General features: G+C 41.6%; 23 protein-coding genes. 10 read left to right on the plus strand and 13 right to left on the minus strand.

Features of this window, described 5'->3' with window-relative positions; genetic code table 11:
- The first annotated feature begins 267 nt into the window (after positions 1-267).
- From pilB to coaE, 4 genes are read left to right on the plus strand one after another with little or no spacing between them, the layout of a single operon-like run.
- On the plus strand, positions 268-1,980 hold the full coding sequence (gene pilB / locus FTT78_RS04605) for a type IV-A pilus assembly ATPase PilB (RefSeq protein ID WP_179996326.1): 1,713 nt from the start codon (positions 268-270) through the stop codon (positions 1,978-1,980).
- A gap of 30 nt (positions 1,981-2,010) precedes the next feature.
- Positions 2,011-3,237 (plus strand): type II secretion system F family protein, encoded by a 1,227-nt coding sequence (locus FTT78_RS04610; RefSeq protein WP_179997302.1) that lies wholly within the window; start codon positions 2,011-2,013, stop codon positions 3,235-3,237.
- On the plus strand, positions 3,237-4,097 hold the full coding sequence (locus tag FTT78_RS04615; protein ID WP_180043886.1) for an A24 family peptidase: 861 nt from the start codon (positions 3,237-3,239) through the stop codon (positions 4,095-4,097). The genes FTT78_RS04610 and FTT78_RS04615 overlap by 1 nt, the downstream gene beginning before the upstream one ends.
- Positions 4,098-4,106: 9 nt before the next feature.
- Complete coding sequence (coaE, locus tag FTT78_RS04620) at positions 4,107-4,706, plus strand: dephospho-CoA kinase (RefSeq protein WP_179997300.1); 600 nt, start codon at positions 4,107-4,109, stop codon at positions 4,704-4,706.
- 5 nt (positions 4,707-4,711) lie between these two features.
- Here the strand turns inward: coaE and FTT78_RS04625 are convergent, their stop codons facing one another.
- The 3 genes from FTT78_RS04625 to FTT78_RS04635 all read right to left on the minus strand — a co-directional run bounded on the left by FTT78_RS04625 (position 4,712) and on the right by FTT78_RS04635 (position 6,946).
- A complete protein-coding gene (locus tag FTT78_RS04625) occupies positions 4,712-5,641 on the minus strand; it encodes a DMT family transporter (protein WP_179988499.1) in 930 nt (309 codons plus the stop codon).
- A gap of 43 nt (positions 5,642-5,684) precedes the next feature.
- On the minus strand, positions 5,685-6,434 hold the full coding sequence (gene rlmB, locus FTT78_RS04630; protein ID WP_180043884.1) for a 23S rRNA (guanosine(2251)-2'-O)-methyltransferase RlmB: 750 nt from the start codon (positions 6,432-6,434) through the stop codon (positions 5,685-5,687).
- A 188-nt stretch (positions 6,435-6,622) separates the two neighbouring features.
- The gene (locus tag FTT78_RS04635) at positions 6,623-6,946 is read right to left on the minus strand and encodes a pyrimidine/purine nucleoside phosphorylase (RefSeq protein WP_004975854.1); all 324 of its coding nucleotides are present in this window, start codon (positions 6,944-6,946) and stop codon (positions 6,623-6,625) included.
- A gap of 492 nt (positions 6,947-7,438) precedes the next feature.
- Here FTT78_RS04635 and recN point away from each other — a divergent pair, with 492 nt between their 5' ends.
- Positions 7,439-9,100, plus strand: a complete 1,662-nt coding sequence (gene recN, locus FTT78_RS04640; protein ID WP_154321118.1) for a DNA repair protein RecN — start codon at positions 7,439-7,441, stop codon at positions 9,098-9,100.
- A gap of 61 nt (positions 9,101-9,161) precedes the next feature.
- On the opposite strand, the gene FTT78_RS04645 is transcribed toward recN, so the two are convergent.
- From FTT78_RS04645 to FTT78_RS04660, 4 genes are read right to left on the minus strand one after another with little or no spacing between them, the layout of a single operon-like run.
- Entirely contained in the window at positions 9,162-10,148 is a 987-nt protein-coding gene (locus FTT78_RS04645) for a CsgG/HfaB family protein (protein ID WP_180043882.1), read from the minus strand.
- A 56-nt stretch (positions 10,149-10,204) separates the two neighbouring features.
- Complete coding sequence (lpoB, locus tag FTT78_RS04650; RefSeq protein WP_004975849.1) at positions 10,205-10,807, minus strand: penicillin-binding protein activator LpoB; 603 nt, start codon at positions 10,805-10,807, stop codon at positions 10,205-10,207.
- Between the two features lie 13 nt (positions 10,808-10,820).
- Complete coding sequence (locus FTT78_RS04655) at positions 10,821-11,222, minus strand: DUF1425 domain-containing protein (RefSeq protein WP_004975847.1); 402 nt, start codon at positions 11,220-11,222, stop codon at positions 10,821-10,823.
- Positions 11,223-11,238: 16 nt separating this feature from the next.
- The gene (locus FTT78_RS04660) at positions 11,239-12,603 is read right to left on the minus strand and encodes a COG3014 family protein (RefSeq protein ID WP_154321119.1); all 1,365 of its coding nucleotides are present in this window, start codon (positions 12,601-12,603) and stop codon (positions 11,239-11,241) included.
- A gap of 620 nt (positions 12,604-13,223) precedes the next feature.
- Here FTT78_RS04660 and FTT78_RS04665 point away from each other — a divergent pair.
- The 3 genes from FTT78_RS04665 (at position 13,224) to FTT78_RS04675 (ending at position 15,147) form a co-directional block, all read left to right on the plus strand.
- The gene (locus FTT78_RS04665) at positions 13,224-13,778 is read left to right on the plus strand and encodes a YqgE/AlgH family protein (RefSeq protein WP_004975844.1); all 555 of its coding nucleotides are present in this window, start codon (positions 13,224-13,226) and stop codon (positions 13,776-13,778) included.
- Positions 13,771-14,214, plus strand: coding sequence for a Holliday junction resolvase RuvX (gene ruvX / locus FTT78_RS04670; protein ID WP_104852952.1), 444 nt, complete (start codon positions 13,771-13,773; stop codon positions 14,212-14,214). Before FTT78_RS04665 ends, ruvX begins: the two co-directional genes overlap by 8 nt.
- 150 nt (positions 14,215-14,364) lie before the next feature.
- A complete protein-coding gene (locus tag FTT78_RS04675; RefSeq protein WP_004975841.1) occupies positions 14,365-15,147 on the plus strand; it encodes an IclR family transcriptional regulator in 783 nt (260 codons plus the stop codon).
- 89 nt (positions 15,148-15,236) lie between these two features.
- Here the strand turns inward: FTT78_RS04675 and FTT78_RS04680 are convergent, their stop codons facing one another.
- Positions 15,237-15,854 carry an alpha-ketoglutarate-dependent dioxygenase AlkB gene (locus FTT78_RS04680; RefSeq protein WP_180043881.1) on the minus strand — a complete coding sequence of 206 codons (618 nt, stop codon included), beginning with the start codon at positions 15,852-15,854 and terminating at the stop codon, positions 15,237-15,239.
- A gap of 142 nt (positions 15,855-15,996) precedes the next feature.
- Between FTT78_RS04680 and FTT78_RS04685 the strand changes: the two genes are divergently transcribed.
- A complete protein-coding gene (locus FTT78_RS04685; protein ID WP_180043879.1) occupies positions 15,997-17,799 on the plus strand; it encodes an ABC transporter ATP-binding protein in 1,803 nt (600 codons plus the stop codon).
- Between the two features lie 49 nt (positions 17,800-17,848).
- Here the strand turns inward: FTT78_RS04685 and pgsA are convergent, their stop codons facing one another.
- From pgsA to uvrC, 3 genes are all read right to left on the minus strand, one after another.
- Positions 17,849-18,436, minus strand: coding sequence for a CDP-diacylglycerol--glycerol-3-phosphate 3-phosphatidyltransferase (gene pgsA / locus FTT78_RS04690; RefSeq protein WP_004975835.1), 588 nt, complete (start codon positions 18,434-18,436; stop codon positions 17,849-17,851).
- 105 nt (positions 18,437-18,541) lie between these two features.
- Entirely contained in the window at positions 18,542-19,336 is a 795-nt protein-coding gene (locus tag FTT78_RS04695; RefSeq protein WP_096901351.1) for a thioesterase family protein, read from the minus strand.
- A gap of 224 nt (positions 19,337-19,560) precedes the next feature.
- Positions 19,561-21,360 (minus strand): excinuclease ABC subunit UvrC, encoded by a 1,800-nt coding sequence (gene uvrC / locus FTT78_RS04700; protein ID WP_004975832.1) that lies wholly within the window; start codon positions 21,358-21,360, stop codon positions 19,561-19,563.
- 185 nt (positions 21,361-21,545) lie between these two features.
- Here uvrC and FTT78_RS04705 point away from each other — a divergent pair, with 185 nt between their 5' ends.
- The gene (locus FTT78_RS04705) at positions 21,546-22,610 is read left to right on the plus strand and encodes an AAA family ATPase (RefSeq protein ID WP_178318335.1); all 1,065 of its coding nucleotides are present in this window, start codon (positions 21,546-21,548) and stop codon (positions 22,608-22,610) included.
- Between the two features lie 90 nt (positions 22,611-22,700).
- On the opposite strand, the gene FTT78_RS04710 is transcribed toward FTT78_RS04705, so the two are convergent.
- The gene (locus tag FTT78_RS04710; RefSeq protein WP_131260939.1) at positions 22,701-23,117 is read right to left on the minus strand and encodes a PH domain-containing protein; all 417 of its coding nucleotides are present in this window, start codon (positions 23,115-23,117) and stop codon (positions 22,701-22,703) included.
- A gap of 114 nt (positions 23,118-23,231) precedes the next feature.
- Positions 23,232-24,146, minus strand: coding sequence for a lipid A hydroxylase LpxO (lpxO, locus tag FTT78_RS04715; RefSeq protein WP_178318334.1), 915 nt, complete (start codon positions 24,144-24,146; stop codon positions 23,232-23,234).
- Positions 24,147-24,446 lie beyond the last annotated feature (300 nt).

Consider the following 24,446-nt stretch of genomic DNA (forward strand, 5'->3'; position numbering starts at 1 on the left):
GCAAAAACAATTCATTTAATCGCGCACATTCTACACGCAAATCACATTTCTGCTGAGTTTTTTGTACAAGCTTTGCATCAAACTGCTGCATGAAGTATCTTTTCATGGCAGGACTTACAATTTTTTTAGCAGATTAATGTAACTGGTTCATGCTTTTAGGCGATACTTAGGTGGTGACAGCACTTTCAGATATGGTATTTTTGTGCAACAAAAGTATAATTTTAAGATACCAATTATAAACAATCTTGATTTTGAGGACGTTGGGGAATGTCAGTACAACAAGCTACACCTAGATTTACAGGTTTTATTCGACGTTTGGTCGAAGATGGGCTCGTTTCTGCTGAAAATATGCAAACTGCCATTAAAGCCGCACAAAAAGATAATGTTGATATTGTTCCCTATCTCATTCAAAACCTAAATATCGCGCCTTTAATCATTGCTGAAAAAATTTCTAATGAGTTTGGCGAACCTATTTTTGATTTAAGCGTGTATGACTCTGCGCTCATCGTGCGTGAAGGCATTGATGAAAAGCTTTTCAGCAAATATAACCTTTTACCTATTTTTAAGCGCAATCACCTGCTTTACGTTGCGACCAGTAACCCGACCAATATCGAAGCAATGGATGCCATTCGTTTCAACAGTAAAATGAATATTGAAGCCATTGTGGTCGAACACGATAAATTGGTAAAACTGATTGAACAAAACTTTGCGAGTGAGTCTGCTTTTGAATTTGAAGATGATGACTTCGATCTCAACTTTGAAGATGGTAACAGCGAACCAGAACAAGCTGCAGAAGATGAACCGCAGGGTGATGAATCCCCAATTGTTAAATACATCAACAAATTACTGATTGATGCAATTCGCATGGGTGCTTCGGACTTACACTTTGAACCGTATGAAAAAACCTATCGAGTGCGTTACCGTGTCGATGGTGTATTACGTCAAATTGCCACCCCACCCTTACAGTTAGCTAACCGCTTGGCATCACGTTTAAAAGTGATGTCCCAAATGGACATTTCTGAAAAGCGTGTCCCGCAAGATGGTCGTATTAAATTAAAACTATCTAAAAACAAGTCCATCGACTTCCGTGTGAACTCGTTGCCAACATTGTTCGGTGAAAAAATCGTACTGCGTATTCTTGACCCATCTAGCGCGATGCTTGGGATTGACGCTTTGGGCTATGAACCAGAACAAAAAGAATTGTTCATGGAAGCCTTAGAAAAACCGCAAGGCATGTTACTGATTACAGGCCCAACGGGTTCGGGTAAAACGGTATCGCTATATACAGGCTTAAATATCTTAAACAGAGAAGATACCAACATTTCCACCGCCGAAGACCCTGTGGAAATTAACTTAGAAGGCATCAATCAGGTTAACGTCAACAATAAAGTAGGCTTAACCTTCGCTGCCGCCCTGAAATCTTTCTTACGTCAAGACCCTGATATTGTCATGGTGGGTGAGATTCGTGATCTTGAAACTGCAGAAATTGCAATTAAAGCTGCCCAAACAGGTCACATGGTTTTATCTACCCTACACACCAACAGTGCGCCAGAAACTTTAACGCGTTTACGCAACATGGGCGTTCCTTCCTTTAACATCGCAACTTCGGTAAACCTCGTCATTGCACAGCGTTTGGCACGACGCCTATGCCCGCATTGCAAAGCTCCTTCCGATATTCCAAAACAAAGCTTATTGGAAATGGGCTTTACTGAAGCCGATTTGAGCAATCCAGAATTTCAGGTCTATCAACCTGTAGGCTGTTCTGAATGCCGTGAAGGTTATAAAGGACGTGTTGGTGTTTATGAAGTGATGAAAGTCACACCAGAAATTTCTAGAATTATTATGGAGGATGGTAATGCCATCCAAATTGCTGATGCGTCAGCAAAATCGGGGTTTAACAATCTGCGTCGTTCGGGGTTACTTAAGGTCATGCAGGGGGTGACTTCATTGCAAGAAGTCAATCGTGTGACCAGTGAATAGTTGTAAAATTTAAAATAAGGATAAATACGCATGGCTGTCAAAAAAGCACAGATGATGCCCACCTTCGTTTATGAAGGGATTGACCGCAAAGGGGCTAAGTTAAAAGGGGAAATTCCAGCGCGTAATATGGCCTTGGCAAAGGTCACATTGCGTAAACAAGGGATTACCATCAAGACGATTCGCCAAAAGAAAAAGAATATTCTTGAAGGCTTAATGAAAAAACGGGTGTCGACATTAGACATCACTATTTTCACGCGTCAGCTTGCCACTATGATGAAAGCAGGTGTGCCTTTGGTACAAAGCTTTGAGATTGTTGCCGAAGGTCTTGAAAACCCCGCCATGCGTGAAGTGGTTTTAGGCATTAAAGGTGAAGTGGAAGGCGGGAATACCTTTGCTGGCGCATTGCGTAAATATCCTCAATATTTTGACAATCTGTTCTGCTCTTTGGTTGAATCTGGTGAACAATCGGGTGCACTAGAAACCATGCTGGATCGTGTTGCGATCTATAAAGAAAAGAGTGAGTTACTCAAACAAAAAATTAAAAAAGCCATGAAATACCCTGCAACGGTCATCGTGGTGGCTGTGATTGTGACCATTATTTTGATGGTAAAAGTTGTACCTGTATTTGAAGAGTTGTTTAGCTCTTTTGGTGCAGACTTGCCTGCCTTCACTAAAATGGTGGTCAACATGTCACAATGGATGCAGAAATACTGGTTTATTCTGATTATTGTGATTGGGGTCATGATTGCAGGTTTCTTGGAAACTAAAAAACGCAGTAAAAAATTCCGTGACTTCTTAGACAAAGCGGCACTGAAAGCGCCTATTTTTGGTGACTTGGTCTATAAAGCCATTATCGCGCGTTATAGCCGTACTTTAGCCACTACTTTTGCTGCTGGTGTACCCTTAATTGATGCTTTGGAATCGACCGCTGGGGCAACCAATAACGTGGTCTATGAAGAAGCGGTGATGAAAATACGTGATGATGTCGCGACAGGACAGCAGCTACAATTCGCCATGCGTGTCACCAATAAATTCCCTTCTATGGCGGTGCAAATGGTCGCCATTGGTGAAGAATCAGGTGCGCTAGATGCCATGCTGGATAAAGTCGCAACCCACTATGAAAACGAAGTCGACAACGCAGTAGATGGCTTAACCTCAATGATGGAGCCGTTGATTATGTCTGTCTTGGGTATTTTAGTGGGTGGTTTAGTTGTCGCCATGTACCTTCCAATCTTCCAAATGGGTTCTGTGGTTTAATGCAAGAATTAATCGCGTATTTGATCCAAAATCCAACTGCGCTCTATATCGCAGTTGGACTTTTTAGTTTATGTATTGGCAGTTTTTTGAATGTGGTGATTTATCGCACCCCAAAAATGATGGAACAGGAGTGGCGTAACGACTGCCAAATGTTGTTACATCCTGAACAAGCCATTATTGATGAAAGTAAAATCACCCTCAGCAAACCTGCATCGACCTGTCCCAAATGTCACAACCCAATTCGTTGGTATCAAAATATTCCTGTGCTGAGTTGGTTGGTATTACGCGGTAAATGTGGCAACTGCCAAAACCCGATCAGTATACGTTATCCACTGATTGAGGTATTAACTGCTATTTGCGCTCTGATTGTGCTTGCGGTATTTGGCCCAACCGTACAAATGCTATTTGGCTTGCTACTCACTTATACCTTGATTGCGCTCACCTTCATTGATTTCGATACACAACTCTTGCCAGACCGTTATACCCTGCCTTTGGCTGCACTGGGTTTGGCCGTCAACAGCTATGCCATCTATACCTCACCAACCTCGGCAATTTGGGGCTATGTGATTGGCTTCCTATGTCTATGGGTGGTGTATTACCTATTTAAAATCGTCACAGGCAAAGAAGGCATGGGCTATGGCGACTTCAAGCTCCTTGCCGCTTTAGGTGCATGGATGGGGCCGATGATGTTACCCCTGATTGTGCTGCTATCGTCCTTAGTTGGGGCGATTATTGGCATTATTCTGTTAAAAGTACGTAAAGAAAATCAACCCTTTGCGTTTGGTCCGTATATCGCCATTGCGGGCTGGATTGCCTTTTTATGGGGCGAGCCAATCATGAAAGTATATTTGGGACAATAAGGACAGCACATGCGTTTTGTTTTGGGTCTAACAGGAGGAATTGGCAGTGGCAAGTCTGCAGCCAGTGCGTGGTTTGAGACCCAAGGCATTGTTGTGGTCGATGCAGATGTGGTTGCACGTGAAGTAGTCGAAAAAGGACAGCCTGCCTTAAAGCAAATTCGACAACACTTTGGCGATTGGGTTTTACTTGAGAATGGTGAGCTTGATCGTCGTGCCTTACGTGAACACATTTTCAAAGAACCAAGTGCACGACAAGCACTTGAAAAAATCACCCACCCTGCAATTCGTGAATCGATTATTCAACAATTAAATGCTGCCAATAGCCCCTACGTGGTTTTGGTTTCACCACTCTTGTTTGAAACCAATCAACATCAATTGACCCAACATACATTATTGATTGATGCTACTGAAGCACTACAAATTCACCGTGCCTCACAACGTGATGGTCAAACGGTTGAGCAAATTCATAAAATTATTCAAGCACAAATGCCACGTGCTGAAAAACAACGCCTAGCCGATGACATTGTGCTGAACGATGGGCATTTAGATCATTTGTATAGCAAACTTGAAGTATTGCATCAGCAGTATTTAAAGCGAGCGATGCAGTAAGCAAATTAATCTGACTGTTTTTTTTGCTGTTCAAGTTGGGCTTTTAAGCTGTCAGGTCGTGCCCACCAACGCCAAGGTTGCAAAGCGCCAATCCCCATACCCATCAAGCCACATAAAATTGCCAGACTCAACGGCTCGCCCAATAAAGGGACAGCAAGAATCGCAGCAATAAACGGCGCCAAGGTCACAATACTACCAGTTTTGAATGCCCCCAAACGCTTAATTGCCTCGACATAGCTAAGTGTTGCGATGATTACCACAAATACCCCATGAAAAACAGTTTGCAGCAATAAATGAATCGGTTCGGGTGCGGTGAGTTGTTTCGGGAAAAACAGTACGTAAATCGGGACATAGACGATTGCCGACCAAATTGCGACACCTGCCATAGCATGCCAAGCGGAGAGCTTCCATTGTCTTAATAAAACCGTAAACACACCCCACCAAATAGCGCTGATAAAAAACAGTCCATCCCCAAGTCCAAAGGCAACACCTGTTTCTTGATACATCAGCGCACTCATACCCGCAATGGCGGTCAGCATAATTACAATACTGATCCATGTATGGCGGTCAAAAGGCACTCGAAATAACATCCAAGCAGCAATGGCGGTACAAACAGGAATACAGCCATTCAAAAAAATGGCAGCATGCGCAGCAGGTACATAATGAAAAGCACTATACGCAGTCAGGCAATAGCCCACTCCACCAATCATTGCCAAAATAAAAGGCTCTTTTTTCCATAAAAATGCCGTATCTTTTTTCCAGATAAGAATCGGCATTAAAATACAAAAAGCCAAAGCAAAGCGTAAGGCGGTAATATCCCAAGCACTGATCTGCCATTGTGCATTCAGCCGAGCAGTTAGGGTAAAACCACCCCAAATGCACATGGTAACAAGCACCAAAGCATAACCTTGCTTTTGGGGAGATAGACGAATCACGGTGTTGAAAGCATCAATAAAATAGCAAATACAAAATCAGCAATTAAGCCTGACGCTGACGACAAGCTTCATACAAGGCCATACCTGTTGCAACACTGACATTCAGACTTTGCAGATTTCCTGCCATTGGAATAAATACGGTTTGATCACATTGTGACTGGGTAATTGGGCGTAAACCTGTATCTTCTGCGCCCATCACCACGCATACTGCTGTGCCTGTAAAGTCAAATTGCTGAATTGGCAAAGCTTTTTCATCCAGCATCGTACCCACCACGCGCACATTAAACTCTTGTTTCAAATGCGCCAAAGTACGTGCCAAATTGGTCACTTGGATAAATTTGACTTTTTCTGCACCACCTGCAGCTACTTTGCGTGCAGTTGGGGTCAAACTTGCTGAACGATCACGCGGCACAATCACGGCAGTAACCCCCATCGCAGCGGCAGTACGGATACACGCACCCAAGTTATGCGGGTCGGTGACTTGGTCGAGCGCCAAAAGTAAAGGCTTGCTATCAGCCTGCAACAAGGCATCCAAGTCTTTTTCATTCAGAGTTGGATGTGGGCGTACTGCAGCCACCACTCCTTGGTGAAAAGGCAAACCTGCCAGTTTTTCCAAGCTGTCACGGCTGGCTTTTTGCACACTAATGCCAAATGGTTCGACAAGTTCTAAAATCTTTTGTAAACGCTGATCATCACGCCCTTTTAAGGTAAAAAGAGTTAAGACGCGCTCTGGCTCAAGCTCCAATAATGACTCCACCGAGTGAACGCCATAATAATATTCAGGTTTTGCCATGAACGACCTCTAATTAATGCACCAATAAACCAGCGAAAACGAAAAATCCTGCAAAGCTGACTTTACAGGATTTCAATAAGATCTAGTTTAACCGATTCGGGTGAAAATTTCTTGATTCAATTCCGCTTGATTGGGTGCTCAAGCAGGAGAAAAATGAAATCTTAATTCAATACCCTATTATCGGCTGATTAGCCTTCTAAGTGGCACACGTAATCGAGCACTTCATCGGTTTCGATGCTGAAACGGCTATTGCCAGGCACATAGAACGATTGACCCGCGCGGAATAATTCACTTTCTTCGCTATCGGCAATTTTGACACGACATTCACCTGAAATAATTTCCATACGTTCAGGTACATGCGTTTCGAAAGTCAAGGCTTGTTCAGTCGGTAAAATTACCCCTAAGGTTTTTTTGGTACCGTCTTCAAATTGCACCGTGTGACTGATGCATTGCCCACCAAAATAGACATTCGACTTTTTCACAACTGATACATGATCAAACTGAGCTGACATGCGTATTCTCCAGGTAACGCGTTTTTATATTTTTGACTGATGTAGTTTAATTCTGTCCTCAGAACTAATCAATCTGTGTTTACAGTGGGCTTTGCGTAAATTGAACAATGTTTCAATACGCAGCATGCAACACGCTGACAGCACAGTCTAAGCCAATGCCAGAGGCATGCAAAGTACTCTGCTCTAGATTCTTCCCCACTAAAGTGCTAAATCTGAATGTGAAACAGATCACGAATAGTATCTATATCGTTTAAGTTCCACCATATCAAGCAGCACCGAAAACTCCCCAAGTGAATATACTGCAATTTAATGACCATCCAATGAAATGATCAAATGATCATGTGTTTTATATATGATGCTTATCGGGTACATTTTTTGTTGTTTGCGCTGCAATTTAAGCTAGAATTAAATAGAAGAAAATAACAGCCTTGTTATGGCATTTCCAAAACTTGACTCTCTTTCACTGACACTTTTCGCAGCTTGGATGCGTTTATGCTGACTCATTTAACACTGATTAACTTTGCCCTTGCCGACCACTTAGCACTGGATATTGAAACAGGTTTTAACGTTCTGACAGGGGAAACAGGTGCAGGTAAATCCTTACTTTTAGATGCGCTCTCTGCCTGTTTAGGTGAACGTACCGATACCAATTATGTACGTTTTGGCTCAGATAAAGCCGATGTGACCGCGAGTTTCAGTTATCAGGACAATAGCCCTGAAGCACAATGGCTAAAAGAACATGAATTAGATGATGAGTCTGGTGAAATCCATTTACGTCGGGTAATTTTTGCCACAGGGCGCAGCAAAGCATGGATTAATGGTCGTCCAAGCAGTTTGGCAGAGCTGAAAGAAATTGGACGCTTACTGGTACAGTTATACAGTCAGCACAGTCAGCAACAATTGCTCGAACCGCCTTATCCAAAGCACTGGCTTGATCGTTATTATAATTTTTATACCCCTGCCCAAGCAGTACGTGATGCTTATAGTACCTGGCAAAAAAATATCCGACAGCATCAGGCGGCGCTGGATGCACAGGCAACTCGCAAGCAGCGCATCGAAACTCTAAACTTACAGCTCGAAGAACTCGAAGAACTGGTACAAATCGATTATAAGGAGATTGAACAAGAGTTTGATCGCCTAAGCCATCATGAACATATCATGCAGGATTGCAGTTATAGCTTAAATGCCTTAGACGAAGCCGAGCAAAACATCACTCAGGAAATTGCTTCGATTATTCGCCGCTTGGAATCGCATGCGGGGCGCAGTGAGCAATTATCGGAAATTTATAATTCATTGTTAAATGCGCAAAGTGAATTAGATGATGCGACAGCCAATTTACGTCAGTTTATTGATCGTCAAAGCTTTGATCCAGAGCGCATGGAAGAACTGAATCAGAAGCTGGAAGTTTTTCATCGTTTAGCGCGTAAATACCGCACACAACCTGAATTATTAAAACAAGAATTTGATACTTGGCAAACTGAGCTCACTGCTTTACATGAACTTGAAGACCCTGAAACTTTGGCAGAACAAGTCGAAGTGGCACATCAGGACTTTTTAGCCAAAGCACAACATTTAGATGACATCCGTCGTGAAGCAGCCGCACCACTTGCCAAACAACTGACCGAGCAAGTCAAACAGTTGGCACTGCCTGAGGCACATTTTGAATTTAAATTTGAACCTTTAGAACAAGTTTCTGCGGAAGGGTTAAGTTTTATTCAATTATTGTTTACCGCCAACAAAGGTATTCCTGCACAGCCATTGGCACGCGTGGCTTCTGGTGGTGAATTATCGCGGATTGCCTTGGTTATGCAAGTCATGAATGCCGAAAAAACCGAAGCCGAAGTCTTGGTTTTTGATGAAATTGATGTCGGGATTAGTGGTGGTACCGCAGAAATTGTGGGGCGCTTACTCGCAGGTTTGGCGCAACACGTTCAAATTTTATGTATTACCCACCAAGCACAAGTGGCAGCACAGTCTGATCAACACCTTTTAGTGAAAAAGCGTCAGACCGACCCTGCCAGCAGCACCATTGTTGAATTAGAAGAAGATGCGCGTATTTTAGAATTGGCACGCATGACAGGCGGCGTTGAAATTAATGACACCACCCTGCAACACGCCAAACAATTACGCCAATTGAAGTTTCAACAGGCTTAAAAAATAAATCCCCTGATTTTCAGGGGGATTTATTTAGGTCTAAAACAAGCTTAATCATTATTTACCATTTCACAGGTTGGTCACTTGAACCAGGTGTCATTTCATAACCTGGAGAGGTATCATAAAATTGACTGCTAGAAGATTGCACAGGTTGTAGTTTAAGACCCTGTAAAATTTCAGGATTTAAACTTTGGGAAATCTTATCTGCAGTACTATCATTTAAACTATTATTTAAAAGATTCTGTGTCATCAAGTTCGATAAGGTACGATTAAAAGTCCCTGCCGCAACTACCTTACTGGTATTCGCTTCAATCACTCGCCACGTTAAACGCACCTGCTCTGCACCAGCATTTAACCCATACATTTGTTGACCGCTAGCAACTGACAAATCGTTAATACGCCCCACGAGTAAATAATCAGCACCTACTTTTTGACCAATACGCGCTAACTCATGCGGTGCACCATCCCAATACAGGAAGTCATTTTCAAATTGCATTTCATCTATGTAATGACGATCAACAACACTTAACTGCCCTGACTGTGCCAAATAAGTACCTAAAGTATCTGATAATTCTTGACTAAACTCAGAAGCAGAAGCACCGCTGGCTAAGCGGTTATTTTTTTCTGCCATTTGAAATGGCAAGACTGCAATACGGCGCATGTGTTGATCTTGTACAGTAGATTCAAACTTCACCACATGTGCGCGAACTTTAGCGCGATAATTATTTTTAGCACCAGAAACACCCAAGACCTGAAACTTGGTGACAGAACCCGAACCTTGATTGGCTACACTAAATACAGGTGAAACTTTACCCGTATATGTCCAGCCCTGATTATTTACAGATAAAGAAACTGTTTCTTCATAATTCATTTGTGACGATACCGAAGCACCATTCACCGATTGAACTGCAATCAATAATGCTTCAGAAATAGCTTGGTGTTGTGTTGGACCACTACCCGTTGCCTCTTTAATCACTTCTTTAATCGCAGCAAAAGCAGGACTGCACAGTAATCCAGATAATAAGCCTGCAAATAATATTTTTTTCATGTTCTATTCTTCAACAGCAACTGCGCTTATCACAGCGCAGTTACTTTCAGATTAAATTAAAGACCAAAAGTTGAGCGCTTTGCTGCCTTACGGATTTCTTTTTCGCCTGTCCACTCTACAATGCCAGTTTGTAAGTTCTGCAATTTAAATGTGAACTTGTAATACACATCGCTCTTACCACCTGCATTTTTTACAATACTAGATAGATTGCCATTGAGCATATATTCAGCACCGATATGTCCACCAGTACGCACTGCAGTCGCTTGATTGACCATGCCGCTTTGCTTTTGATAGGCAAGTTGCTGCGCCATCGCATTGACAGATTTCATATCTACAAAACGAAACTTCCCTGAATTAATTAATTTGTTCTGAATCGTATCTGTAATAGATTCTGTATCGATATGTTCTTGTGTCTTGTTATGAATACGATCAAGCACAATGACTGGACGACGAGTTTGCGTCATTTGCACCACAGGTGGGAAGGTCAGCATATCATCCACCATCTTTGCAGCAATCATTTGTAGATCTGTCGATCCAAAATCTTTCGTTAAAGTTTCTACAGCTTGAGCATCACCATAACTCACTGCACTACCCGTTGTTGCACAACCTGTTGCCAAAACAGAAGTTGCTACCACAGCCATGATTAACTTTGCATTCATTGCTCTATCTCGCTTATTTCTTTAAATACACAACAACATCTACAGCCGATGGATTTGGTGCTAAAGATTGCACGCCCTTCACCTCTCGACCCGTTAACTGAATTGGTTTCCAAATCGCACCTTCAGGGTTCACTTCTGCCCCATGTGCATCGACCCATACGATTTTGTAGCTAAAATCTTTGTTATTGAAACGGCGGTTTTTAATGGCAATTGATGCCTTTTTTAAGTCGCCTGCCATAGACATTCCCACACGCTCAACAAATACCTCAGTGGTTAAGACTGGGTTATTGGTAATGGTGCGAATACTTACTTCGTTATTCGCATCTGTCTGTGTAGACAAAGCATTAGGGGCTGTACATCCAACCATCGCCGCAGCACTAAGACCGAGTAATGCGAGTTTTAACTGATTTTTCATAAAGTTCTCTTCAAAATTATTGGCGTGGAATACTACTTACACTTGCTGTAATTTTGTCATTTACATGATGTGCATAAACAAATACTGTCTCATTGGCTTTTACATCTAACTTCACAGAGGAGCTTGACAAATTACCTGACGATAACTGTAAGTTGTGTATCCCTGGCGTTAAGTTCAGACGTGCAATTTGCGTATTACTTGGCAAAGTTGTCCAAGCTCGTAAATCTGCTCGCTCGGTTGCCATATTGAGCACGTTACCTGCCAATTGCCCTAAAACACCAAATTGGTTACCAAGCTCTTTTTGAGCAGCATATTTGGCTGTGGCACGAATCACTTGGGTTGTTAAAGTTCCAACGACTTTTTCTTTTAAGTCTTTAACAGCCAATGCACCAATATCACTAATCACATAACTGTCTTGCAAAACTCGGTTATTCAGCTTCACTTTCAGGCTTTTGGGTGCAACATAAGTGCTAGGTTCATAAGTCGCAAAAGCAATGTTGATAATGCCGCCTGGAGTCGGAATATCTAACTTATTTTCAATTTTCTGTGGAACGATACCTTGTTCAATAAATACAATAACAGGCACACTACTATTACTTTGTTTTGCAACCAATTGATCTAAACGCTTTACATCTTTAGCAATCTGCTCATCAGGCTGTAACTCATAAGCTTTTTTGTAATCCACCAAAGCATCGTTGTATTCGCCTAAGGTTTCCCACAAGTTAGCTGCCATATAAAAAGCATAAGCATTTTGATAAGTATTCTTAATCTTGCCCGCAATTGGATCTAAGCCAACAAATGCCTCATCTAAAACATGCAATGCGGCATTTGAAGATGTATTTGCTTTTGTATTTTTCTCTTTTTTCTTTTCAAACTCAGCCTGATGTGCCAGTTCAATTTCACGCTGAATGCCCTGTGCAACACGCATTTCTACTGCAGCAGCCTCAAGATTTTTTAAAAAAATATAATTTTTCGCTTGAGAAATATGCGCCAATACCTGTTCATGAGGTGGCACCAAATAAGGTACCACCGAATCATTACTCACCATAGAAAGTGCCTTAAATCCGACCCGACTCAGACTAATTTTTGCACGACTTTTTTGTTTATCTAGAAATTCAAAAGCCTGCTTATAATGATTCAAACTTTCTTCATACTGATGATTGACTTGTAATAAACGTGCCTGCTCCAGTAAATATAGTACGCCGTCTTTTGAATCTACTTTATCTTTAAATTTAGCAACTAAATCTTCAGATAAATGATTATTCAAATGACTGCGAAACAAATTACCTTCATCATTATAAGTTCCAAAAATTGCTGCTTGAGAAAAAACTGAAGCTGAAAAAACAGCAGCAAACAAACTTCCCTTTATTAAATAATTCATATTAAACCATCAAAAAAAGCTATAAAAGATGAAAATTTCACCATCTTACAAACAATTATTTTTTGTTTCAATATGTATTTTATGTATATTTATTGAAACATATCAAGCTATAAAAAACACAAATTTTACACTAAAGCACAAAACTTACAAAAGAAATAAATAGACTTATAGATTTTTTATATTAAAAAACCACTATTCATTAGACAAACTTAATATTTAATAAAAGAGAATATAAATGCAATCAAACTGCCTATTTTGCAATTAAAAAACAGAAATCACATTCGTTAAAATTAAAAGTAGATTAAAAAATATACACTAAAACATTTAAACAAACCCACATCACAAAGATAATAAAGCAATCAATTATTATGTTCCTATATCTTCAACTTTGTAACTAAATAGATAAATTTAATGACATCATTTTTTCTAAATTTTAAATTTATTCTTTTATTTATCCTTTGTCTCACTTTTACCAAAGCAAAGTTGTCATCACAGTGGTTTTATGGGATAAGTACAGCTAAGAAATGTATATTTGCATGATTTGGCTGTAACTCGTTTACGTTTCCAAGTCGGTTTACAGTTCTGTTTGCCACCACCTCAGATTAAGGAGAATTGCTTAGGTGACTAAACAATATCTGACGCATCGCTGTCTCATAGCCCCGCCCGATATGAATGATGAGTTTTTTGCAAACACCGTCATCTATTTGGCACGTCATGATGAAGACGGTGCGCAAGGCATTATTATCAACCGTCCATCGGGTATCCAAATCAAAGAATTACTCAATGATTTAGATATAGACGCAGATAATGTGCATCCTCACGAAGTTCTACAAGGTGGTCCATTACGACCTGAGGCAGGTTTTGTTTTACACACAGGGCAGCCAACTTGGCATTCATCTATCGCTGTTGGTGAAAATGTCTGTATCACCACCTCTAAAGATATTTTAGATGCGATTGCCCACAACGAAGGCGTTGGACGTTACCAAATTGCCTTGGGCTATGCCAGTTGGGGCAAACAGCAACTGGAACAAGAAATTGCCCGTGGCGATTGGCTCATTTGTGAATCGGACATGGACTTGATTTTCAATTTACCTTATGACGACCGTTGGGATGCCGCTTATCGTAAAATGGGCGTAGATCCAACATGGTTATCTTCAGAGATTGGTCATGCCTGAAACAACACAAGCCCAAACCATTATGGCATTTGACTTCGGTACGCAAAAAATGGGCATGGCTGTGGGGCAGGCACTGATTGAAAGTGCGACCCCTCTCGCCCTCTTTCCCATGAAAGATGGCATTCCGCAATGGGAAAACTTGCTAAAAATTATCAAGCAACATCAGCCACAATTATTTCTAGTGGGCTTACCTTTAAATATGGATGATAGCGAGTCAGAACTGTCTACCCGTGCGCGTAAGTTTGCTAGACGCTTACGCCATCAAAGCAATATCAACACCCTAATGGTCGATGAACGCCTAACCACACGTGAAGCACGTGATGAGCTTGATCATTATCAAGCCCAAGGGCGTGGCAAAAAGCTCGCAGCCGACAGTCTTGCCGCAGCACTATTGATTGAAAGCTGGTATCGTGAGCCTCACGGCATTCAGCCTTAAATCCTGTTTCTGAATAGATAACAACGACAAACGAAAGAATTGGGATATTGATCGTTAGAATGCCTAAGATCATCTTTAAAAAGTCTATTGGTCTGGCGATTTTTTGATATAAAGTGACACCATCCTTTTGGTGTGAATGGGTAAATCCGCATGGCACTGTCTAGCTTTGGCAAGATTCTCACAGTCTTAGACTTATTTTCAACCGCACGTCCTGTCATTAATGTAGATACCATTAGTGAGGAACTTGGTTTATCTAAGCCTACCAGTTACCGCTATTTAAAAGAGTTGGTTTCAGCAGAGTTGTTGCAGCGCATGAGTGGCACATCGGGAGATTACACCCTTGGGCCAAAAATTGCGGTATTGGATTTTATCTCTCGCACGACCGATCCATTGGTCACCATCAGTATTCCGTTTATGAAAAAAATTGCGGAACGTACTGAATTTTGCTGTTTGCTGACCCAACTCAATCAAGATTCCTGCATTGATGTGCATCACGAAATCTTTAAAGATACGCCTTTGCTGTCTTATGGTCGCGGCTGCCCACGTCCTGTTTATGTCGGCTCATCGCCAAAAATTATTATGGCACATCTGCCTAAAGCTAAAATTTTAGACTATTACCAACGTTTTTCTAACGAATTGGCACAAGTCAATTTTGCACAAGATGAAGATGACTTTTTGCAGCAAATGCGCAAAATCAAAAAACAAGGCTATTATTTTTCTAACGGCGAACTCGATGCAGAAATTGCAGGCTTATCTGTACCGATTCGTTTTTCATCTAAAGATGCACCTTATGCATTGACGCTGCTGGCATCTAAAAACCGTTTTGAATTTGTCAATTTGCAAAAACTGATTGAAATTTTGCAGGACAATGCAGAACAAATTGAAAAACAGGTGGAAGTACTGAATACCAGTTTTAGTATAGAACTCACTTAAAGATTTAGGTTATTGATACCTTAAAGCACTGAATTTAAATACAATTAAAATTTATTCCTGAATAAGGATTTAGAGTGCTAAATCAAGTTTTATTCAATAGCCGTGTGAAAATAGCGAAAGGTCAGATTAATTCTGGGTTGTATAATTTTATTGGACTTCATTAAGGCATGTTTCCAATAGTGTTGTGTCGTGCCACGCATGACCAACAACTGACCGCTGTGCAACAGTAGCTCAACCTTGTTGGCGCGGTGTTTATGCTGAAAACAAAATTTACGGGTTGCCCCCAAACTCAAAGATGCAATGACAGCGTGTCTGCCTAAATTCGGCTCATCATCACTGTGCCAACCCAAGCCCTGCGTACCATCTTGATATAAATTGGCCAAACATGAGTTAAAGGGATGCCCGACCCATTGTTCAATTTGCTGTTTCAGTCGCCACAAAGCAGGCCGCCATAGCTGTGCCTGCTTAACTGCTCCCGAATAACGATATTGATACTGCTCATCTCCATACCATGCCACTTGGCGCTGTGTCCGATAATACTGACCAAAGAGCAGACCTTCATCAGGCTGCCATGCCAAATGTTGCAGAAAATACCGTAAATAACGCTCACTATGCTCCGCACTCAGCACCAAACCATAGTCCTGCGCAATGCCGTCATAAGGCAGTACGTTGTCACAACGCTCAGGTGCAAACAATTCTAGATTCATGGTCATTCCTATGCTGAATAGCTTATTGTTTAATCTAAAACAAGGATCAGGACTGCTCACAAAATGACACAGCTTTTTGGCTTGTGAGTCGTGAAGTTCATCCTTAGACTTAAAATCATCGTTCTTATAACAATAATAGCTTATGAATTTATGGCATTTATTTCAAAAATTGCGTCCCTTCGTTCGACCTTATCAGCTCTTGGTGATTGCTACCTTAGTTTTAACGCTCATCGGCTCATTAACAGCTCAAGTCAATGCACTAACTTTACAATACGCTGTTGACCGTATTAACGCCTTAATTGAGGCAGGACAAGGTCTGTCTGCAGGCTGGCACATTTTAATCACCATTTCAGCCATTTTGCTGGGTAAAGAAATCATCAATGCCTTTGTGCAGTTTGGACAGAAGTTTTATGGTGAAAAACTACGCATTTTTGTGTCACAAGATTTGGCACAGGGCATTATTGAGAAATTTTTGCGTTATCGACTGGCCTTTTTTAATCAGGACAACAACCAAGCAGGTAAATTACAAACACGTATAGATCGTGGCATTGGTTCGCTCACCCGCTTAGTGCAAATTTTCTTTATTGATATTTTGCCACTCTTTACCAGTGCAATTGTGGCTTTGGGCTTAATGTATTATGCCAATTTTTATGTGGGCTTGGTCGCGACACTCATTGTGCCTATTTATTTTTGGCTGACCTATCAGCAGGCACAAAAACTAGGAAGCTGGCGACGTAATTTACGTGATGGACGTGAGAAAAAAAGCCAAGGGATTCTCAGCATCATCAACTCAATTACCGTGATTAAATCATTTAACAGAGAAAGCATTGAAGCAGAAAAACAACTCACCCTGCAGAAAAAACTGACCCACAATCAAATGCAGACCCGCCAAACCAGTTTTTTATTTGATGGTTTAAAAAGCTTTATTGAACAAATTGGCGTGGTGCTGATTATTATTTTAACGGCTTATTTTGTCTTGGATGGGCAAATGAGCATTGGCATGATCATGTATCACGTGTTGCTGTTTAGCAACGTTTCTGCGCCAATCCGTTCATTGCATCGTATTTATGATGAAGTGAATGATGCCATGATCTATTCAGAAAGCTTCTTCCAAATTCTGGAAGCCGATGATGAAATCGAGCCGAGTGGTACACAAAAGCCAGTCATTCGCGGGCAGTTTGATCTGCAACAGGTAAACTTTTTTTATCCGAATGGACATCATGCACTCAAAGACATTCAAATGCAGATTCAGCCCAATAAAATTACCGCATTGGTGGGATTGTCGGGGGCAGGAAAATCTACCCTGATCAGTTTATTAGATAAATTCTATGAACCACAACAGGGAACAATTCAGCTCGATGGGATTGATATTAACCACATCGACACTCAATATTTGCGTGACCATATCGGCTTGGTTTTGCAAAAAAATCATATTTTCCAAGGCTCTATTTTTGAAAATATTCGTTATGGCAAAACTGATGCAAGCTTGGAAGATGTGATTCTGGCAGCCCAAAAAGCCTCTATTCACGAACAAATTTTGCAATTGCCTCAGGCTTATGACGCAGATGCCCTCATGCTTTCAGGCGGTCAACAACAACGGATTGCCCTTGCACGTATGTTCCTGAAAAATCCACCTATTATTTTTTTAGATGAACCGACTGCTAGTCTGGATGCCATTGCAACCGAACAAATCAAACAAAGCCTCGATGAAGTTAAACAAGGGCGTACGGTCATCATCATTTCACATAGCTTATCGCAAATTATTGATGCCGATTACACCTATGTCATGAAAGATGGCAGGATTGCGGAACATGGCGAACATGATGCGCTTTATCATCAAAATGGGGTTTATAAAGAAATTTTTGATGCGATGGCAAAAAGTTTAAATATTGAAAAAATTGCCAAAACTTATGAGGATGATGCCGAGGAAGAAACCCATAGTTAATCAAAAAGTGCTTCAATCAGAAGCACTTTTTAATGAAGAATCACGATATTTAAGGTTGTTTCAAATATGGCCATGCCGCTTTTAAATAAATAAACATCGACCAAAGCGTTAGAATTACAGCAGTATAGAGCAACAAATAAGCCACCATTTCCAATGGTTGCCAGTTCAATAAGAACACTGAAATCGCAATCATTTGGAATGCTGTTTTATATTTCCCCACTGTAGACACCGCCACACTGGTACGTGCGCCGAGTTCAGCCATCCACTCTCGTAAGGCAGATACGGTAATTTCACGGGAAATAATTACAATCGCGGCAAAAGCCATAGAAATAGTCGGTTGCCATTGCACTAAAACAATCAATGCCGCAGCGACCATAAGTTTATCGGCCACAGGGTCTAAAAAGCGCCCAAATGCAGAGGTCTGATTCAAAGTACGTGCCAAATAGCCATCAAACCAGTCGGTCACAGCAGCAATCACAAAAATAGACGTCAAAATAATATGACGCGTCATGCCACCATCATAACCATTTACGCCCATTGCAGGCGGCCAATACGCCACCAACAAAAAAACAGGAATCAAGGCGATTCGAGCCAAAGTTAATATATTTGGAATGTTCAGGATACGACCTGTTGTCATAGACACCGCCAATGTTTCCCCTCTTTACGCTGCATATTCACAAGTTTTTTGAGGATTTGTCATCGTGAATAGGCTTCACTTTATACGAAATGCTAGTAGGTGTCACTAGGCAAACACGGTGATGGTCTGTCGGGCAATCGCTATTAGCCGATCCTGATCATCCCATAAGTGCGCATATTCTGTGGCATAACCACCGCTAGCATGATCGGTAAAAACTTTATATTTCATCCAATCTTGCAGCTGATTTTGCAAAGGATTGACATAGGTCACATGCCAAGTCAGTGAACTGGCAGGAGCGAGCTGCTCAAACATCGGCAGTACTCCAGGCGGCCACATATCAAAAGCCACCATCAAATCGGCAATGGTCATGGCACGATTCGTATGCTGTTTTGGGTTAAAACGCATCCAGCCTGCAAAATCAGGTTTATGACTAGCAGTAAACGGATATTGTCCTTCAGACCAAACCAAATCCATCTGCTGAAAACATTCAGGTGCTAAAGGATGATGCTGTGTAACAGGCAATTCCGTTGCAGGTGGAAAATTGGGCGCAGTACGTTCTTGTTGCACCACAATGCTGGATTCACGTGCCGCACCAAAACTGGCAATTAAAATGCTTTGTACTGCATCATCCTGCCATAAACGAACTTCGACACTGGTCACAGATTTGCCTTCACGCAGAATTTCCGCCGTGAGCCGTGCCCGACCTTGTTGCACAGGTCCGACAAACGTGACACTGCTGCTTAGCAAGCGCTTTTTCGGATCGGCAATACAAAGCTGGGCTTTTTGCATCATCAAACCTGCCACCAATCCACCATAAATAGTGCGCCCCTGTAACCACCCAAGCGGGATGTCTATCCATTCTTGCTCGGCAATGGCTTGATAGGTCTGTAGCAACGACATAGCTTTTCCTTAAACAATGTTGTGGTTGATATTACAGGGTTTCGATCTGATGTGAATGTTCAATGACGACAGAGTCAATGCACTTTTTTGCTATTTACCTTTGTAGAAAATACTGCTTTTTATGCAGTAAATAGGGTCTGTTGACAATTCGTCTATGTTTGCGACGTGAGAGATATATCTCGCAAGATTTTTAGCTAATATAAGGCATGAGGCAGGAAATTTAGTCATTCATGCAGCACTTTATAAATCGTACGCGCCATTACTTCACCCAGTCCGGGTACTAAAGTCAACTCTTTTTCAGAAGCTTTCAGGACACCTTGTATGCCACCAAAATGGGTGAGTAAATCACGACGACGTTTTGGCCCTAAGCCCGGAATCACTTCAAGTATTGATGAGCCACGTTTTTTATCGCGCTTGGCACGGTGCTTGGTAATTGCAAATCGGTGTGCTTCATCACGTACCTGCTGAATCAAATGCAGCGCCTTATGATCTTCAGGCAGCTGAATTTTGCTGCCATCGGTAAAATGTAGCGTTTCTAGACCAGGTTTGCGTCCTTCGCCTTTGGACACCCCAATCATAAAGGCATCCAATCCTAACTCCTGCATGACCTCCATCGCCATATTCAACTGCCCTTTACCGCCATCAATCAGCAATAAATCGGGCAGCATGGCTTTTTTATAACGGCGCGTTAAAGCTTGGCGCATGGCAGCATAGTCATCTCCAGCCTGAATATCCTGAATTGAAAATTGTCGATAATCACGTTTGCGAATACCACCACTGTCAAATACCACGCAAGATGCCACAGTGTCTTCGCCCATAGTGTGCGAAATATCAAAACATTCAATCCGATCAATCGGGCGTCCAACCACTTGCTCTAACTGATGAAAACGCTCATTTAATTCAAAGTGATTGGCGAGTTTACCTTTAATGGCATGCTGCACATTCATTTGTGCCAATTCTTGCCACTCGGCACGGGTTTCACGCACTTTATGTTTAATTTGAATTTTTTTATCGAAGTGTTGCTGTAAGGCTTGTTCCAACTCTTTGCAATCTGCCACTTCCACATTAACAATCAATTCCGCTGGAATTTCATCGGCCACCTGAAAGTAAAAGTTGGCAATAAAATCGGCCAACATTTGCCCCAAATCATCGCCCAACATATCAGGAAAATAGCTTTTACCGCCCAGCATTTTGCCATTGCGCACATGCATAATTTGCACACAGGTCACACCTGCCTGATAAGCAATTGCGATAATATCGGCTTCGCCTTTGAGTTTATAAATGGCTTGCTGTGCCTGCACATCACGCAACAAAGCCATACGGTCACGGTAAAAGACTGCTTTTTCAAATTCCAACGCTTCGGCTGCAGCTTCCATTTTGGCAATCAATTGCTGATTCAGTTCTTTACTATCGCCCTGTAAAAATCGAATCGAATTATTAACATCTTCTTTATATTCTTCGGGCGAAATCAATCCTACACACGGTGCCGAACAGCGTTTGATCTGATATTGCAAACACGGACGCTGCCGTTGAGCAAAATAACTGTTTTCACACTGCCGCACATTAAACAGTTTTTGTAACACCACCAAAGTATCGCGGGCATTGTACGCACTCGGATAAGGCCCAAAAAACTTGCCTATCTGATGCTTGCCTTTGCCGCGTCCACTGGCAATACGCGGATAAGGCTGATCTGCCGACACAAAAATATAAACATAGGACTTATCATCGCGCAGCATAATATTGTACGGTGGACGATGCAGCTTAATCAGATTTTGTTCAAGCAATAACGCTTCAGTTTCGGAACGCACCACCAAAGTTTCAATATCATAAATACGCGCCACTAAAGCCTGCGTTTTAGGATGCTCGATGGTTTTGACAAAATAACTCGACACTCGGTTTTTTAAATTTTTGGCTTTGCCGACATATAACAACTCCCCGTCTTTACCCAACATACGGTAAACCCCTGGCAATTGGGTCATATTTGCCAAAATTTTCTCGATATGCTCACCTGCGTTTGGGTTCACGAGTCATCCTATTCTTGCTACATTCTTTACATGATGTGCTGCTTTATCTGATTTTTTCAAGCTTTATCCTGTGGCATAGCGCATGATCTATCCACTAAAACGATCAGCTCAGTGCTAAAAACGATCAGTCGGCAACACAAGATTTGCTATGCTCAGGCATCTTGTCAGCAGAAGGAAAGTGCAGGATGACGACCGCACCACACGGCATACCGACCATTCAATCCGCAACGTCCCAGCCGATCAGTACACATCAGTATGTATCCGCCAAAGACCGTTTGATTGGCAAGCCGCGCTTTCATTTTGAACCTACACAAGTCATGCAATTGTTACGTCAACGGATTATTGGACAAGATGCAGCGCTGAATGAAATCGAAAAAATGCTGTATGTGGTCAAGGCCGATTTCTCCAGCACAGAGCGACCACTTTCAGTGACTTTAATGCTTGGCCCGACAGGTGTTGGCAAGACCGAAACGGTGCGCCTGATTGCCGAAGCCATTTATGGTCGCCCCGATGCCTTCTGCCGCATTGATATGAATACCTTGGCGCAGGAACACTATGCGGCTGCACTCACAGGCGCGCCTCCTGGCTATGTCGGCTCTAAAGAAGGCCATAGTTTATTTGATGAAACTGCGATTGCAGGTTCGCACACCCGCCCAGGCATTATGTTATTTGATGAACTGGAAAAAGCCTCAAGCGAAGTGATACGTGGCTTAATGAATGTGCTAGATACAGGCAAACTGACCCTGACTGCAGGCACCAAAACCATCGACTTTCGCAATTGCATGATTTTTATGACCAGCAATGTGGGTGCTCAAGCCGCACAACAATACTTAGATAAATTGAATCTGTTGCCGCAAAAAGTACAACAACTGTGCTTAAAACGCATGCCCACACAACGGATCATTGAAAAAGTCATGCAGCGTAAATTTGACCCTGAATTTTTAAATCGGATTGACCGTAGTTTGCATTATCAAGCGGTATCTGCTGATGCCCTGCCGCAATTGGTTGAAATTGAATTGGAAAAGTTAAACCATCGCCTGCAGCATCAACAGCGCCAAGTCGAACTGACTGCAGCAGCTAAAGCCTATTTTTATCAGGGGCATGATATTCGTTACGGCGCACGGCATTTGGGGCGCAAAATTCGTACCGAACTTGAGCCTATTTTAGCTTTGTATTTTTTAAGTCATCCTGAAAAATCGGAAATATGGGTAGATTGCAGTGCAAATCAATTGCACCTCAAAATAGAATAAACCCGCGACTTATACTGCGTGAATCTTGAGAATACCACTCTGCTCATCCTCAAAGTTTTGATGCTTATTTTTGCTTAAAAAGCCTAGGGATTAGTCGGTAATTTCCATTCCCAAGGCTTGACTAAATTTGGTCTGATCTTTAGGTGAAACCAATACAAATTTTGGCTGCCCCGCTAGAAGATAATCAATTTTTAAACGCTTCAGCGACAAAGCAGGTGACGCTACCGAATTATTGGTTTTAGATATTTTTTGAATACTGTCGCGTGGAATGTCCCATTTTAAAAACATGCAACGGATCTGCAAGCGTTCTGCATCGACCTGATAGCGCGTATTGAACACAGGCCACCACAACACAAAAATGGTAATGAAATACACCCCTGTGTGCACAGGAAATGCTGGCATCGTGCCTTTGGCGTACATGGTCAGCAATAACTGAATCAATAGACCAGACATACAAATCACAAAAGCCAAAACCCACCAATCTTTTTTAGAACGAAACGTTTGCATAAAAATTCCCCTATTTACTTCATTCTATACATAAAAGTAGGTCTGGATTAAAGCTCGTTGCTGAAATTGCTCAAAAATGTCATAAAAAAACGCCCCGAAAGGCGTTGTGATACTCTAAAACACATAAGGGCGAATAAAAATTAAGAAGAAAATCCCGAGCATTAAAAACCATTTTAAGAAATAGTACACACGACTATTTTTAGCTTTTAAAGCCTTGGCTTTTAAACGCACTTGATAGACATAGCCAAAGACTTTATTTAAGCCACCCGTCTGATCGCCTGCTTCATTCGGAGAGCTTGCTGCGGTCATCACATTTTTGCCAAACCAGTGATTAAACTTTTGCATCCAGCGAGATTTTAACGGACGCTCGACATCGGCAAAGAAAATAATACGGTTTTGAGAAGTGCCATTTTCAGCATAGTGAATATAGGTTTCATCAAACACCACACTTTCACCATCACGCCATGAATACCGCTCACCATCGACATCAATAAAACAACGGTCATCATTTGGTGTCATCAATCCCAAGTGGTAACGCAATGAACCTGCATACGGGTCGCGATGACGCACTAAACGACTGTCGGGCGCTAGTTCAGTAAACATCGCCGCCTTAATGCTAGGCAAAGTTTTTAATAATGCTGTGGTTTTTGGACATAATTCTGCTGCTGATGGATGCGCGGAGTCATACCATTTTAAGTAAAAGCGCTTCCAGCCTGTTTTAAAGAATGAGTTAAAACCCAAATCATCGTAAGTACTTGAAGCTTTAATACCACCCTGTTCATATAAAGCTTTGGCTTCATCACGAATCATTTCCCAATTGTCATCCAAAACCTTTAAATCTTGAAAGTGCTGGGTGTCGATATACGGTTGATTTGGTACTTTAGAGAACAAATACATTAAATAGTTGATCGGTGCGAGGATGGTAGAATGGTCAAAAAACTGACGATAAAAACTATGACGCACCTTGCCGCGCTGTTGAATATACAGCGCTGAAGCGATAAAAATCGCCAAAATAATCCACTTCAACATAGAACAACCTAAATTGCTGAAAACAGCTAAAATTCAAAATGTCGCATATTCTACTCAATTTCAGCGCATAAGGTGATAGCAGAAAATAGAACACAGCATTGCAAGTCGCTGTCCAAACCTATCGACTTCATGCTTTAAAACTTATCATCAAAACAAGGGATTTACTTTTCTGTCCAAAACAACCCACTGATAACATCTATTTATCAAGCTTTTCTAAATCGAAAATGCAATACAACCTGATTAAAAATAAAAGAGAAAACAATCACTTTCATCTTGCTTTAAACATAGGATTTTAAAATC

This window comes from Acinetobacter sp. YH01011 (genome assembly GCF_013420785.1).
GTDB classification, from domain to species: domain Bacteria; phylum Pseudomonadota; class Gammaproteobacteria; order Pseudomonadales; family Moraxellaceae; genus Acinetobacter; species Acinetobacter towneri.

Excerpts from the sequence above, each read along its gene's own strand:
- pilB (WP_179996326.1), top strand. The coding sequence starts at position 268 with ATGTCAGTACAACAAGCTACACCTAGATTTACAGGTTTTATTCGACGT.
- FTT78_RS04610 (WP_179997302.1), top strand. The coding sequence starts at position 2,011 with ATGGCTGTCAAAAAAGCACAGATGATGCCCACCTTCGTTTATGAAGGG.
- FTT78_RS04615 (WP_180043886.1), top strand. The coding sequence starts at position 3,237 with ATGCAAGAATTAATCGCGTATTTGATCCAAAATCCAACTGCGCTCTAT.
- coaE (WP_179997300.1), top strand. The coding sequence starts at position 4,107 with ATGCGTTTTGTTTTGGGTCTAACAGGAGGAATTGGCAGTGGCAAGTCT.
- rlmB (WP_180043884.1), bottom strand. The coding sequence starts at position 6,434 with ATGGCAAAACCTGAATATTATTATGGCGTTCACTCGGTGGAGTCATTA.
- FTT78_RS04635 (WP_004975854.1), bottom strand. The coding sequence starts at position 6,946 with ATGTCAGCTCAGTTTGATCATGTATCAGTTGTGAAAAAGTCGAATGTC.
- recN (WP_154321118.1), top strand. The coding sequence starts at position 7,439 with ATGCTGACTCATTTAACACTGATTAACTTTGCCCTTGCCGACCACTTA.
- FTT78_RS04645 (WP_180043882.1), bottom strand. The coding sequence starts at position 10,148 with ATGAAAAAAATATTATTTGCAGGCTTATTATCTGGATTACTGTGCAGT.
- lpoB (WP_004975849.1), bottom strand. The coding sequence starts at position 10,807 with ATGAATGCAAAGTTAATCATGGCTGTGGTAGCAACTTCTGTTTTGGCA.
- FTT78_RS04655 (WP_004975847.1), bottom strand. The coding sequence starts at position 11,222 with ATGAAAAATCAGTTAAAACTCGCATTACTCGGTCTTAGTGCTGCGGCG.
- FTT78_RS04660 (WP_154321119.1), bottom strand. The coding sequence starts at position 12,603 with ATGAATTATTTAATAAAGGGAAGTTTGTTTGCTGCTGTTTTTTCAGCT.
- ruvX (WP_104852952.1), top strand. The coding sequence starts at position 13,771 with ATGCCTGAAACAACACAAGCCCAAACCATTATGGCATTTGACTTCGGT.
- FTT78_RS04675 (WP_004975841.1), top strand. The coding sequence starts at position 14,365 with ATGGCACTGTCTAGCTTTGGCAAGATTCTCACAGTCTTAGACTTATTT.
- FTT78_RS04680 (WP_180043881.1), bottom strand. The coding sequence starts at position 15,854 with ATGAATCTAGAATTGTTTGCACCTGAGCGTTGTGACAACGTACTGCCT.
- FTT78_RS04685 (WP_180043879.1), top strand. The coding sequence starts at position 15,997 with ATGAATTTATGGCATTTATTTCAAAAATTGCGTCCCTTCGTTCGACCT.
- pgsA (WP_004975835.1), bottom strand. The coding sequence starts at position 18,436 with ATGACAACAGGTCGTATCCTGAACATTCCAAATATATTAACTTTGGCT.
- FTT78_RS04695 (WP_096901351.1), bottom strand. The coding sequence starts at position 19,336 with ATGTCGTTGCTACAGACCTATCAAGCCATTGCCGAGCAAGAATGGATA.
- FTT78_RS04705 (WP_178318335.1), top strand. The coding sequence starts at position 21,546 with ATGACGACCGCACCACACGGCATACCGACCATTCAATCCGCAACGTCC.
- FTT78_RS04710 (WP_131260939.1), bottom strand. The coding sequence starts at position 23,117 with ATGCAAACGTTTCGTTCTAAAAAAGATTGGTGGGTTTTGGCTTTTGTG.
- lpxO (WP_178318334.1), bottom strand. The coding sequence starts at position 24,146 with ATGTTGAAGTGGATTATTTTGGCGATTTTTATCGCTTCAGCGCTGTAT.